Raw genomic sequence first — 12522 nt, forward strand, 5'->3', positions numbered from 1 at the left:
CCCGTACTCCCGGCGGCTCCTGGGCGGGGGCGAAGGAGCCGCCGGGAGTACGGGGGAGGCCGCCGTAGATGGCGCGCACCGCGGGCAGCATCGCCTCGGCCACGTCCGGGGCCAGGTCGGTGGGCGCGCCGGTCGCCCTGGCCAGGTCCCAGCCGTGTACCAGCATCTCGATCACCACCTGCTCGACCAGTCGCCACCCCGGCGCGGGCCCGTACCGCTCCTCCAGCATCCCCGGCCGCCGGAACGCCGCCAGCGTCCCGGCGGCGGCGGCCCGGAACGCGCCGACCTGGTCGTCGCCGAGGTGATCGGCGTCGTGGTCGGCACGCGGGACGCCCTGGGCGAGGCCGGTCCACATCAGGTTCTCGTACGTGAGGTGGTTGAGCAGGGCGCGTACGTTCCAGCCCGCGCAGGGAGTCGGGTCGTCCATCTGAGCGGGCGTGACGGCCGCGACGAGCGCGCCGACCTCGGCCAGTACGTTGGCGCACGCCTTCAGCAGCGCGGCCGGTTCCAGCGCGCCCGGCGTTTCGAGTACTTCGGCCAGGCCGGCCTCGCGCGCCCCCGGCTCGGGGTTCGCCCGCAGCGCGGTCATCAGCCACTCGCCCTCCGCCTTGACGCTCGGGCGCACCGGCATGCCGTTGATGACGCACATGAGCTGCCAGTACCGCTCGGCGCGCGGGTCGGCGACGGCCTCCAACTGGGCCAGCAACCGCCCCCGCGCCTCCGGCCCGTCGCTGCCGCCGTCCCCTTGCGTGGGCAGCCAGGCGGCGACGATCTCGGCCACGATCGGCGCGGCGGTCGGCGAGTCCGCGGCGATCCCGGCGGCCATCGCCTCCCCGGCCAGCCGGGTCCACAGGTCGGTGACCCGTTCGGCGGTACCCACGCCCTGGTCGTCACCGGGGTCCTCGGGCGCGATCGTGGCGGCGTACTCCGCGATGCGGCGCATCGCCGCGCCCAGTGCCGGATCGCGTAGCAGTTCGCCGAGTTCGATCCAGGCCGCCGCCTGCTCGGGGGTCGGCTGGTCGGGGAGGTCGGGCAGGACGGCCAGCAGGCCGTCCCGGTAGGCGGACGGCTCGACATCCCCCATCGTCCGGGCCACGAAGTCGTGGACGATCGCGGTACGTTCGGCAGCGGACATCCGTGCCAGTTCGGTCATCGTGGTGAGCTCCTCGATATCGGTCCTTCGGTCTGTGACCGATCGCAGCACCGCCTGCTGCAACCGGAGTGTGCGGATCCGGGCCTCGATCGCGTCGGCGTGGCGCGCGGCGACCTCGCGCAGGCCGCGCTGGCTGGTGACGACGTCGCGGATCGCGGCCATGTCCATGCCGAGATCGCGCAACGCCCGCGCCAGCCGCAGCCGCGCCACCGCCTCCTCCGTGTACCGGCGGTACCCGCTCGGCGTACGACCGGCGGGCGGCACCACGCCGATGTCCGACCAGTGCCGGATGAGCTTCACCGACATACCGGTCCGCGCCGCCAGCTCACCGATGCTCAGCAGGCGAATCCCCTCGTCACGCACCCGGCCAGTCTCGGGTCTCCCACCTTGGGAGAGTCAAGTGCCGGGCCGTACGGCAGAATCGGCGTGTGGACCGGCGCTACCCCTATATCGGCCCCGCCGAGCTGCTCGACCGGGTCCGGCCTGGCCGGCCGGGACGCGAGATCACCTCGGCGGACGATCTCGCCGCCTGGCTGGCGGAGCGGCCCGCGGACGAGCGGGACGAGCCGTTCACGTTCGTCATCGACACCGGCGGGGCGCTGCGCCTGGCCCCCCGGCGCAGCGAACACGTCGCCTGTGCCGCGGGCGGGCCCGTGCTCAGTGCGGGCGAGATCGAGTTCGCCCGGGACGGCGGGCGCTGGTCGGTGTGCGAGGTCGGCAACCAGTCCACCGGCTACTGCCCCGATGTCACCTCGTGGCCGGCGGTCGCGGCGGCGCTGGACCGCGCGGGCCTGGAGCACCCCGGCGGCTTCACCCGCCCCATCGTCTTCCGCCGCTGCCCCCGGTGCGGGCAGCACAACATCGTGAAGGACGACCACTTCGCCTGCGCCGCCTGCGCGGCGGCCCTGCCGGCCGCCTGGAACCTCGGCCCGACGGGGTGAGCCCGCCCCGGCGGGGCCGGGGCGGGCTCATGGTGCTGGGTGGAAGGGCGGTCAGTGGGTGTCGAGGGCGAGGGCGATGTCGGTGATGTCCAGCGGGAACGGCTCACCGACCTGGGTGGCGGCGCCGGTGAGCAGGTCGACCGAGTTGAGCGTGTTGAGCGTCTCCTTCACGCCGTTCACCTCCTTGGTGACGATGAAGGTGGCGAAGGCGGAGTTGGAGACGGTCTTGCCGTTGGTCAGGTCGCTGTAGACGTCCAGGCCCGCGTTGACGTTGACGGTCTGGCCGAGGGCGCCGACCGGGGCCAGCAAACCGAGGTTGGCCGGTGACTGGATGACGAGCTGGTTGGTCGCGGTGTTGACGTCGAACAGCGTGGTCGCGGTGGCGGCGTTGTTGTCGTTGTTGGTGTAGGCGGCGGCGGTGACCCCGGTGGCCACCGGGTCACAGGTGCCGGTGCTCAGGTTGGTGTCGGTGTCCGTCGTGTGGGCGTCGAGGTTGTGCCGCAGGTTCTGGCCGGCGTCGCTGATCACGCGCAGCCGGTCGGCGGCGGGGTTGAAGTCGACGCCGAAGTACGTGCCGCGCAGCCCCACGGTGAGCTGGGAGACCTTCGTGATGATCACCGGCCCGTCGCCCGTGGGCATGGCGGTGATCGTGTAGATGCCGCCCTTGTTGCCGACGGCGTACAGCTTGCCGTCCTTCGGGCGGAAGTCGAGCCCGATCGCGGCCGTGTCACCGACCAGCCCGCTGAACCGCCTGACCCAGTCGAGCCGCCCGGAGTCGTTGGTGAGGAACGTGCCCATCAGCTTGCCGTCACCGGTGATCCCGTACGCCCGCAGCGACGGGACCGCCGTCGAACCCTTCTCGCTCGCCGCCATACCGGTCCCCGCCGGTCCCACGGTGAGTGCCACCGTGGTCGCCAGTGCGATCAGTACGGCGAAGCTCCTCTTGATGCGTCCGTGCATCGATTCGACCTCCATCGAGTCATGCCGGCGACGGATTCAGCCGGCAGCTCTCCCCTTGTCGTCGGAATAACCGACGTTGTGAGCGGTAACAGCGTGGCTGGGAGATGGTGGCACTGTCGTCGTGATATTTGCGGAAAAATCCCGCCATGGGGGCGGGCGCATTGTCATTCTCCGCAACCGCGCCGGCCGCAAAAGCAGGGCGCTGTGCAGAGCTGCCGATGGAATCGATACCACTTTCACAAACGCACTCGCCGAATAGCCGATCCGAGCACCGACGCCGCCCCTACTGCGACAATAGCGCAGTGTTACGAATGCTGACGGAATTCGGGGGTTATTTGTCCGGGCCGGCGGGTTACCATGACGGCGCGCTCTGCCGGTCCGGCGGCATTCGGTCCAAGGTCTACAGGGTATTCGGTCGTGCGCGGCACGCGAAAAGCCGCTCACCTGAACGGGAAAGGCCGATACGGCATGGGCGATCTTTTGCGTTTGTTGATGAAAAGGTCCGACGCCAACGCGCGAGCCGAAGTGAGCGTATATATGCGCGAGCTTCCGGACTACCGTGAGGCGGCGAGCGACCCGCGGGTGTACGCGGAGACCCTTGACTACGCCGTCTGGTTCCGGCGGCGCACCGTCGAGTGCGTCAGCGAGGACCGGGCGCTGGTCGCGGGAGAGCTGTCCCTGATCGGGGGCATCGGCCGGCAACGCGCCCGGCAGGGCTTCTCCCTGAACACGGCTCAGCGGGTGCTGACGCTGCACGCCAACCAGATGCTCAGGGAGATCTACGACGCCGCCGACGGGCAGGACGCGCAGGAGCTGCTGCACCTGATGGCGTCGTTCGGCACCCAGGGCACCCGGGGCACCGCGGCCTACCTCCAGGCGCACATGGACGAGCAGCACCTGCGCCTGTCGGTGGCCACGCGGGTGCGCGCGCTGGCCCAGTTGCTGCTCACCGGCGACGCGGCGGCCCCCGGCCTGGCCGTCAGCCTGGGCGTCGATCTGCACGACCACTACCTGGTGGTCATCGTCAGGATGCCCGGTCAGGCGCTCTGCCGTACCGGGGCCGCGCAGGACGAGCTGATCGCGAGCGTGTTCAAGGAACATCTCGTGCCGCTGTCCTGGCAGCGTCCGGACGAACTGCTGGCGCTGGTGCCGCACGACGGCTCGGTACTGGTGTCTCCCGGGTCGTCGCCGCCCACGGCCTCGTGCGGCGACCGGCTGCTGCGCCTGGTCCGCGAGATCGTGGAACGGATGGACCGGCCCTGTGCGGTCGGTACGGCGGCCGGCCCGGCCTGCGACCTGGCCCGTACGGCGGAGCTGGCCCGCCGCGTGGCCCACGTCGCCCCGCTGGAGACCACGCCACGGACCCTGTCCGGAGTCGCCGACGTGTTCGCCGAACTGGCCGCCGCCCAGCTCCCCGAGGTCGACCGTCGGCTACGCGAGATCGCCCGCCGCCTGGCGACCGGCCCCGACCTGGTGACCACCCTGGACGCCTACTACCGCGCCGACATGAACCGCCTGCTCACCGCGGCCGCCCTGACCATCCACCCGCGCACCCTGGACTACCGCCTCCAACGCGTACGCGCCCTGTCCGGCCTCGACCCCTCCAGCGTCCGCGGCGTCCGCGTCCTGAGCACCACCATCACCCGGGTGCTGTCCGGCGCCTGGACCCAGGAATCCCGGGGCTCGTGAACACGTGATAGTGAATATGTGAAATCGGCGGATAATATGCGGTGGCATGCCCGGATCCGATGATCGGCGGTTGCCATATACCGCTCCGGGAGAAAAGCCCGGCACTGCCATCCTCGCCGCTCGCGCACAGATTGTATCGCCACATCGCCGCGGCGTATGCACTGGGGTACACCCTCCCCTGCCGCACCCATTCTGACCAGGCACGACGACACATAATAGATCGTCTGCACAACCCGCTTCCGGCCTTGGCGCAACTGCGTCCATTCGCCTCCCGGACGCCCCGGCGGGGGCGGCGGTGCGCATGCGCAAATGTCACTTCTCCATCGCCGCCAACGTCTAAATAAGCAAAGGGAACGACAAGGAGGCGATATGCCCGCAGCGGCGGATGCGGAGGTCATGCCGGTCGCGCACTTCGAGAACAACAGGGACCTGATGTTCGGGGTGGCCTACCGGGTGCTGGGCAGTGTGGCCGATGCCGAAGATGTCGTCCAGGAGGCGTGGCTGCGCTGGCACCGCGTCGACCACTCCATGGTCGACGATCCGCGGTCCTTCCTCGTGCAGGTCTCGACCAGGCTGGCCCTGGATCGGCTGCGCCGGGCCAAGGTGCGCAGGGAGGCGTACGTGGGGCCGTGGTTGCCCGAGCCCCTGCCGACCCGGCCGGACACCGAGGAACACGCGGAGATGACCGACTCGGTGTCCATCGCCATGATGGTCGTGCTGGAGACCCTCACCCCGCTGGAACGGGTCGTCTTCGTGCTGCGCGAGGCGTTCGAGTTCTCCTTCGCCGACATCGCCGGTGTGCTCGACCGCTCCGAGCCCGCCGTACGGCAGATGGCCAGGCGCGCCCGCGGTCACGTACGCAGGCGGCAACCCAGGTTCCGGCACGACCGCGCGGTCCGCAAGCAGGCCACCGAGCGTTTCCTGGCGGCGTGCCTGGGCGCCGACATCAAGGCCCTGCTGGACGTACTCGCCCCCGAAGTCACCCTGTGGATCGACGGCAACGGCCGGCGTGGCGCGGCCAAAAGCCCGGTGCAAGGAGCGCTCAAGGTCAGCCGCATGCTGGCGCACGGCATCCAGTGGGTGCTCGCGCCACTGGTCGCGGGCGGGTCGATCCTCGACGTCAATGGCGGGCCCGCCGCGGTGATCACCGCGGCCGGGCTGCCGGTCGCCGTCGTCGTCGTGGACATCGACCCGGCCACCGACCGCATCAGCCACATCTGGATCATCGCAAACCAGGACAAACTCGGCGGCATCGACGGCGAGTACGCAGACGTCGGCATTGCCGCTTCCGCGGACCACGGGGCCGCGGTGGAGGAGCGACAGAGGTCATGACAGCCGAGGATCAACCCATCGAAGAGCGGGCCGAGCGCGTGCCCCAGCGCGTCATCGGAACCCCCGCGACGGACTCGCCGATGCTCGGCGCGCCGGAGACCCCCGAAGCGGAGTACGTGCCGCCGGAGGGGGTCAAGCCGGCGGACGAACGGCAGGCCCGCAGGGCCGAGCGCAAGGTGGTGCTCTGCTTCGGCATCACCTCGCTGAGCGTCGTCGCGTTCGTCTACTTCTACGTGACGTTCCAGGTCGGCAGCACCCAGGCGACCGGCCTTTCCAACTTCGCCCTCGGGCTCTCGCTGATGGTCGCGGTGCTGACGCTCGCCATCGGCATCGTCCTTTGGGCCCGCCAGATCATGCCGAAGTACACCCTGACGCAAGATCGCCACCCGATGCTCTCCGAGGAGGAGGACCGCGAGGCGGTGGCGGAGTACTTCGTGCAGGGCGCCAACGAGAGCGGCTTCGTACGGCGCAAGGTGCTGCGCCGCGCGCTGCTCCCGGCGGCGGCGGCGCTCGGAGTGGTGCCGATCGTGCTGCTGCGCGACCTCGACAACACCAAGACGGCCGCGGCGAACACCCCCGACCGGCTCCGCCACACCGTCTGGGGCGAGAAGACCAAGGAGGGCAAGCCGCCACGGCTGATCATCGAGGGCAGCGGCCGGCCGATCCGGGCGGCCGACTTCAACACCCCCGGCGGCCTGCTGTCGGTGGTGCCCGAGGGCCACGAGCACGATCTCGACGCCCTGGCCAAGGCCACGGTGATCCTGATCAACCTGCGGCCCGAGGAGATCAAGTCCGGCACCAACCAGAACTGGATGCACAACGGCATCGTCGCCTACAGCAAGATCTGCACGCACGTCGGCTGCCCGGCGGCCCTGTACGAGCAGAACACCCACCACATCCTCTGCCCGTGCCACCAGTCCACCTTCGACGCCACTGACGGGGCGAGGGTCGTCTTCGGCCCGGCCGCCCGGGCGCTGCCGCAACTTCCGATCACCGTCGACGCCGAGGGATACCTCATCGCCAAGGGCGACTTCGCTGTTCCGGTCGGCCCGAGCTTCTGGGAGCGCGGCGACGCGGAGGCCAAGGCGAATACCCAAGGAGGAGGGTCATGACCGAACTGAAAACGGTCCCGAGTCGCATTTCGCGCTCGGCCGGGTTCCTGGACGCGCGCCTGGGCGGGGCTCCCTTCCTCAGGCGGAACATGCGCAAGATCTTCCCCGATCACTGGTCGTTCCTGATCGGGGAGATCGCGCTGTACTCGTTCGTCATCCTGTTGCTCACCGGCACCTTCCTGACCTTCTGGTTCAAGCCGTCGATGGCCCACGTCGCCTACGACGGCCCCTACGGGCCGTTGCACGGCGTGATGATGTCGGAGGCGTACGCCTCGTCGCTGGAGTTGAGCTTCGAGGTGCGCGGCGGCCTGCTCGTGCGGCAGATGCACCACTGGGCCGCGCTGCTGTTCGTGGCCAGCATGATGGCGCACATGCTGCGGGTGTTCTTCACCGGCGCGTACCGCAAGCCGCGCGAACTCAACTGGATCATCGGCGTCCTGCTCCTCACGCTGGCCCTGGCCGAGGGCCTGACCGGTTACTCGCTGCCGGACGACCTGCTGTCCGGGGCGGGCCTGCGGGTCACCGAGGGCGTCGTGATCTCGCTGCCGGTGATCGGTACGTACCTGCGGTTCTTCATATTCGGCGGGGAGTATCCAGGCGATGACGTGATCGCCCGGTTCTACTCCGTCCACATCCTGCTCATCCCGGCCATCCTGCTCGCGCTGGTCACCGCTCACCTGGTGCTCATGTGGCGGCAGAAGCACACCCAGATGGACGGCAAGGGCAAGACCAACCGCAACGTGGTCGGCGCGCCGTTCTACCCGATGTTCATGGCCAAGGCGGGGGCGTTCTTCCTGTTCACGCTCGCCGTCGTGGTGGGTCTGGCGACGTTCGCCCAGATCAACCCGATCTGGCTGTACGGGCCGTACACACCGGCGGACATCTCGGCGGGTTCCCAGCCGGACTTCTACCTGGCCTTCCTGGAAGGCGCGCTGCGCATCATGCCGGCCTGGGAGATCAACCTGTTCGGCACGTCGGAGATCGGCACGGTGCCGCTCAGCGTGATCATCCCGGCGTTGCTGCCACTCGGCATCATCCTCGTCGGGCTGATCCTCTATCCGTTCGCGGAACGCTGGATCACCGGCGACCGCCGGGAGCACCACATCGCCGAGCGCCCGCGCAACAACCCGCACCGCACCTCCATCGGCATGTCGGCGATCGCGTTCTACGGCGTGCTGTGGCTGTTCGGCGCGAACGACGAACTGTCGGCCTTCCTGCACGTGAGCCTGAACCTGACCACGTACGCCGGTCGGGTGATGATCATCACCATGCCGGTGCTGGCCTACATCGTCACCTACCGGATGTGCCTGGGCCTGCAACGCAGGGACGCCGACATGATCAGCCACGGCGTCGAGTCGGGTGTGATCAAGCGGCTGCCGAGCGGCGAGTTCATCGAGGTGCACGCGCCGCTGACGGAAGACGCCGACGCGCACATCCGCGGCAAGGAGGCGATACCCCAGCTGCCCCCCGGCGCCAACGGCGAAGGAGTGCCGGCGAAGGCCATGCGCGGCCTGATCGGCGGCCTGCGCGGCCGGATGTCCACCGCCTACGGCGGCGAGAAGATCCCGATCAACGGCGCGAACGGCCACAACGGTCACAATGGCCATAACGGCCAGGGCGACCACGCGGCCGTGACCAGCGGGGACGACGATCACGCCCTCGGCCGGTAAGGACGGCACGCCCTCGGCCGGTAAGGACACCGGTCCCCCGCCGGTAAGGACACGAAGAAAGGCCCGGACGATGACTCGTCCGGGCCGATCGCGTGGGAGCCGCCGGTCAGGCCGGCGGTTCCTGTGTTCCCACCTCGGCCGGGCGGATCTCGCTGAACAGGGTGAGCGTCACCGGCCGGAGCCGCTGCCACCCGTCGGTCGGCCAGTGCAGACTCACCGGCGAGAAGACGGTCTCCAGAACAATCTTGATGTAGGGACGCTCCGCGGGTATCTTCGCGCACAGCGCCGACACATCAGTGAAAGTCTCCCTGCGCCCCAGTAGCAACCGGGCGCGTCCGCCAAGGCTGTTCACCGGCCCGTCGGCGTCGAGGCTCATCGACTCCCACGAGAGCTCCGCCGCCGTGCCCGCCTGCACAAGGCGAGCCTCGGACGGGAGCGGCAGGCGCAACCTGAATCCGGCGAGCACCCCCTCCCGGGATATGGAAAACGACCCCTGAAAATGCGGCAGTTCGTACAGCGGCCGCAGGCCCTTCGAGGTGTTCATTGACAGCATCCCGGCACACGCGTCCAGGGCGATCCGCCAGGCGGTGGGATTGGCTTGGGGGTCATCGGGAACGAGATCCATGAGAAGTCACCTCGCTGTGCGGCGGCACGGGCGACGGCACTTGATGCGGCCTCCCGCATAGGTTTATCTATAAGTAATGACGCAGCGCGGCCCGGTAATGTGACATCGCGCGGCCAGGAGCGCGGCCCGTGCGATTCTCCGCACTTACCGTCATTTCACCGGCGCCGAGAAAGGCTCGGCGGTCATGTCACTTCAAGACCGCGCGAAACGTCATATAGAGAGGTTAACGGATTTTCCGCACCGCACGACGCTCCTGGCGGCGGTTGCGTTGACCCTCTGGTGGTCGGATTCATCGACTGCGGAGCACGACCACGGCTAATTTCGTAGTGGAACGGCATCATTAGTCGGGAGACACATCCACAAGGAGGCCGCATAGTGGCCGAACATTCTTCCGAGAATCAGCCGCTCGAAGGGGACCGCGACACGACCGAGGCCTTCCAGCAACATGTGCCCCTGCTCTATTCGGTCGCCTACAGCATGCTCGGGGACACCATGGAGGCGGAGAAGGTCGTCCAGGAGACCCATGCGCGCTGGCTGGCCCGGCCCCCGGAGGAGGCGGGGCGGCCGGTCGGGCTCACCGCGCTGACCACCGTCTTGTCGCTGGTCCGGCTGCGGACCGCGCAGGACACCGGGGAGTCCCATCTCGGCCCTTGGCTGCCCGAGCCGGTGCGGAACGATTCCGACCTCAGCCTGGCCGAGTCGGTGTCGGCGGCCCTGGCCGCCGTCCTCGACGCGCTGGAGCACGCCGAGCGCACGGTGTTCCTGCTGCACCACGGGTTCGGGCTGCCCTACGCGGACATCGCGGCGCTGACCGGGCGGGCGGAGCCGAGCGTCCGGGTCATCGGCGCGCGGGCCGAGGCGAAGATCCGATGTGAGCCGCGGTCGATGAACTGCCGCCGGGACGGCTCGTGATCGTGATCCGACTTCCGGCGAGATTTCCGGCGAAGGGGTTCAACTGTGCGCATCTGTCAGTTGCACGCCCCTCGCCGCCGCCGCGCCCCGCGCCCGGGGCGGCGGCGGCCGGCCGGCGGAGCGGGGCCTAGCGGTGGGTTTCGGTAAGTCCGTAAAGACGGCCGTCGTGGCCGCGGATCTGCGCCCAGCGGGCGCCCTCCCGCCACGGCGCCGCCTGCGGTTCCACCGTGATCTCCACGCCTTTGCCGCGGAGGTCGGCAGAGGTCGCGTCGAGGTCGTCGCAGTCGAACCAGCCGTGGGTCATCCGTCCGGCGCGGGCCTCAAGGATCTCCATCACCTCCGGCTCCACGGCGGCGAGCGCGACGCAGGTCCGTGCCCCGGGCAGGCGGACCTCGACCCAGCGCCGGCCCTCGGCGTCGAGGGTGTCGGCCACCAGCTCGCAACCGAGGATGCCGGTCAGGAAATCTACGCTCGCGGTCTGGTCGGTGACGTAGAGCACCGCGAGCCGGGGATTAGTGATCATCTCTTCGCTTCACAGCCTCGATGGGGTCGCGGGCGGGCGGTGTCAGGACACGGGAACCGGCTCCACCAGAGAAAGCCGCAGCTCCCGCAGGCGCGTCGGGTCGCTGATGACATCGACGGCGGTGATGCGATCATCCTCGATGGTCAACGCGAGGACAAGCCGCAGCCGGCCGTTCGGGGCCACCACCACGCCCACGCCGCCGTTGACCAGAATGGGACGCGCGAGGTAGGCCCGTACGGTGTTGCTGAGCGTCTCGCGCGCGACGTCGCGCGCGCCGCGGATCTCGGTGCGCCCGTGCGAGGCGAGCGCCGGCGCGTCCGCCCGCCGTACGACCTCCGGGTGCAGTACGGCCAGCAGGCCGGTCAGGTCGCCCGCACGGGAGGCGGCCAGGAAGGCGTCGACCACCTGCCGCTGCCTGGCCAGGTCGCCGGACGGCACGGCGTCCGTGCCGAGAACCCGGTGCCGGGCACGGCTGGCCAGCTTCTTGGCGGCGGCGGTGTTGCGCTGGAGGATCTCGGCGATCTCGTCGAACGGCACGGAGAAGAGGTCGTGCAGCACGTACGCCACCCGCTCGGCGGGCCCGAGCGTGTTGAGGACCACGAGCAGCGCCAGCCCCACGGAGTCGGCGCGCACCGCCTCCTCCGCCGGATCGCAGTCCTCATGGGCGATGATCGAATCCAGCTCGGCGATATCGGTGAACTCCTCGCCGCGGCGCCGCCGCGAGCGGAGCATGTCCAGGCAGATGCGCGCCACTATGGTGGTCAGCCAGGCGGTCACGTTGGACACGCCCTCCGCGCCGCTGTGCGAGGCCCGCAGCCAGGCGTCCTGCACCGCGTCCTCCGCCTCGTCGGCTGACCCCAGCATGCGGAACGCGACCGCTCGCAGATGCTTGCGGGACTTATCGAAGTGCGTGGCCAACTCGGCCTGAGTGTCCATCGGTCACCTTTCGTGGTCGCGGTTCGTCATATCAGCGAACGCGATAAATGGCGCGCGGTCGACAAGGAACACGCTAACCAGGCGACCGGGCGATCGTCGCGGACTTACGGGTAGAGCGGTCGAGGGGCGTTCGGTATGTACACCATTGCCGCGCTGACAGCACCACGTTCATGCTACCCGCGGGCGCGTGGCCTACCTGTCGAAAACCCATTGACCGCCGCACTCGGCAACGCTAGGCCCGGATGCCGCCGGCCGGAGCCGCGGGGGTCGCCTTGGCGGCGGCGCTCCGCGCGGCTCTGCCGGCGACGTACCCTGCATGGATACCGACGAACCCGCCACAGGTGAATCGTGGCGAGTACGCGGTCGGCTACACCCCACGATGGCCGTCTCTTTCACACCGCAATGGTCGCCCGATATTAGAAAGGTATTGACAATCTCGCCGTCGCTGGGGTCACATCACAAGCCGAGACGGGCTTTCCGCCCGGCCCGACGGTGTGACGTACCCTTGTGAAGTGCCGCCGTCCGGTCGGCCGAGAAATGCTGTCGGGGGTTCTTCAGCGCGACACCCGCCCGCGCGGGGTATTTCGTGTTGCAAAAAACCATGATCCGATCGATCAAGGTGATGCCGATTCTCCGCCCAGGCGATCACCGCAGTCACCCGGCCCACCC

Annotated in this window: 11 protein-coding genes; 6 read left to right on the plus strand and 5 right to left on the minus strand. The window is 69.3% G+C overall.

Translation table 11 applies throughout. From position 1 onward, the window contains the following. On the minus strand, positions 1-1516 hold a 1516-nt coding region (locus tag C1I98_RS25110; RefSeq protein WP_111169891.1), incomplete at its 3' end, for a TIGR03086 family metal-binding protein. 65 nt (positions 1517-1581) lie between these two features. On the opposite strand from C1I98_RS25110, the gene C1I98_RS25115 reads away from it, so the two are divergent. Next, positions 1582-2094 (plus strand): hypothetical protein, encoded by a 513-nt coding sequence (locus C1I98_RS25115; protein ID WP_233508162.1) that lies wholly within the window; start codon positions 1582-1584, stop codon positions 2092-2094. Between the two features lie 51 nt (positions 2095-2145). On the opposite strand, the gene C1I98_RS25120 is transcribed toward C1I98_RS25115, so the two are convergent. Beyond that, a complete protein-coding gene (locus C1I98_RS25120) occupies positions 2146-3054 on the minus strand; it encodes a DUF4394 domain-containing protein (protein WP_111169901.1) in 909 nt (302 codons plus the stop codon). Between the two features lie 492 nt (positions 3055-3546). Between C1I98_RS25120 and C1I98_RS25125 the strand changes: the two genes are divergently transcribed. The 4 genes from C1I98_RS25125 to qcrB all read left to right on the plus strand — a co-directional run bounded on the left by C1I98_RS25125 (position 3547) and on the right by qcrB (position 8857). After that, entirely contained in the window at positions 3547-4743 is a 1197-nt protein-coding gene (locus tag C1I98_RS25125) for a PucR family transcriptional regulator (protein ID WP_497845462.1), read from the plus strand. A gap of 369 nt (positions 4744-5112) precedes the next feature. Continuing rightward, positions 5113-6075 carry an RNA polymerase sigma factor SigJ gene (gene sigJ, locus C1I98_RS25130; protein ID WP_111169893.1) on the plus strand — a complete coding sequence of 321 codons (963 nt, stop codon included), beginning with the start codon at positions 5113-5115 and terminating at the stop codon, positions 6073-6075. Then, positions 6072-7187: a cytochrome bc1 complex Rieske iron-sulfur subunit gene (gene qcrA, locus C1I98_RS25135; RefSeq protein ID WP_111169894.1), complete on the plus strand. Its 1116-nt coding sequence runs from the start codon at positions 6072-6074 to the stop codon at positions 7185-7187. Before sigJ ends, qcrA begins: the two co-directional genes overlap by 4 nt. After that, complete coding sequence (gene qcrB, locus C1I98_RS25140) at positions 7184-8857, plus strand: cytochrome bc1 complex cytochrome b subunit (protein ID WP_111169895.1); 1674 nt, start codon at positions 7184-7186, stop codon at positions 8855-8857. Before qcrA ends, qcrB begins: the two co-directional genes overlap by 4 nt. Before the next feature lie 106 nt (positions 8858-8963). On the opposite strand, the gene C1I98_RS25145 is transcribed toward qcrB, so the two are convergent. Then, positions 8964-9482 carry a hypothetical protein gene (locus tag C1I98_RS25145; RefSeq protein ID WP_111169896.1) on the minus strand — a complete coding sequence of 173 codons (519 nt, stop codon included), beginning with the start codon at positions 9480-9482 and terminating at the stop codon, positions 8964-8966. Positions 9483-9857: 375 nt separating this feature from the next. Here C1I98_RS25145 and C1I98_RS25150 point away from each other — a divergent pair, with 375 nt between their 5' ends. Then, complete coding sequence (locus C1I98_RS25150) at positions 9858-10394, plus strand: sigma factor-like helix-turn-helix DNA-binding protein (RefSeq protein WP_111169897.1); 537 nt, start codon at positions 9858-9860, stop codon at positions 10392-10394. Positions 10395-10521: 127 nt separating this feature from the next. Here the strand turns inward: C1I98_RS25150 and C1I98_RS25155 are convergent, their stop codons facing one another. Further along, entirely contained in the window at positions 10522-10917 is a 396-nt protein-coding gene (locus C1I98_RS25155; RefSeq protein ID WP_111169898.1) for a VOC family protein, read from the minus strand. Positions 10918-10959: 42 nt separating this feature from the next. Beyond that, complete coding sequence (locus C1I98_RS25160) at positions 10960-11853, minus strand: sigma-70 family RNA polymerase sigma factor (protein ID WP_111169899.1); 894 nt, start codon at positions 11851-11853, stop codon at positions 10960-10962. Between the last annotated feature and the right edge of the window lie 669 nt (positions 11854-12522).

Origin of the sequence: Spongiactinospora gelatinilytica, assembly GCF_003236385.1 — a bacterium.
In the GTDB taxonomy this organism is placed as follows: domain Bacteria; phylum Actinomycetota; class Actinomycetes; order Streptosporangiales; family Streptosporangiaceae; genus Spongiactinospora; species Spongiactinospora gelatinilytica.

Bases quoted from the DNA above. Each gene is read 5' to 3' on its own strand.
- qcrB (WP_111169895.1), top strand. From the start codon at position 7,184: ATGACCGAACTGAAAACGGTCCCGAGTCGCATTTCGCGCTCGGCCGGG.
- C1I98_RS25155 (WP_111169898.1), bottom strand. From the start codon at position 10,917: ATGATCACTAATCCCCGGCTCGCGGTGCTCTACGTCACCGACCAGACC.
- C1I98_RS25160 (WP_111169899.1), bottom strand. From the start codon at position 11,853: ATGGACACTCAGGCCGAGTTGGCCACGCACTTCGATAAGTCCCGCAAG.
- C1I98_RS25120 (WP_111169901.1), bottom strand. From the start codon at position 3,054: ATGCACGGACGCATCAAGAGGAGCTTCGCCGTACTGATCGCACTGGCG.
- qcrA (WP_111169894.1), top strand. From the start codon at position 6,072: ATGACAGCCGAGGATCAACCCATCGAAGAGCGGGCCGAGCGCGTGCCC.
- C1I98_RS25145 (WP_111169896.1), bottom strand. From the start codon at position 9,482: ATGGATCTCGTTCCCGATGACCCCCAAGCCAATCCCACCGCCTGGCGG.
- sigJ (WP_111169893.1), top strand. From the start codon at position 5,113: ATGCCCGCAGCGGCGGATGCGGAGGTCATGCCGGTCGCGCACTTCGAG.
- C1I98_RS25125 (WP_497845462.1), top strand. From the start codon at position 3,547: ATGAAAAGGTCCGACGCCAACGCGCGAGCCGAAGTGAGCGTATATATG.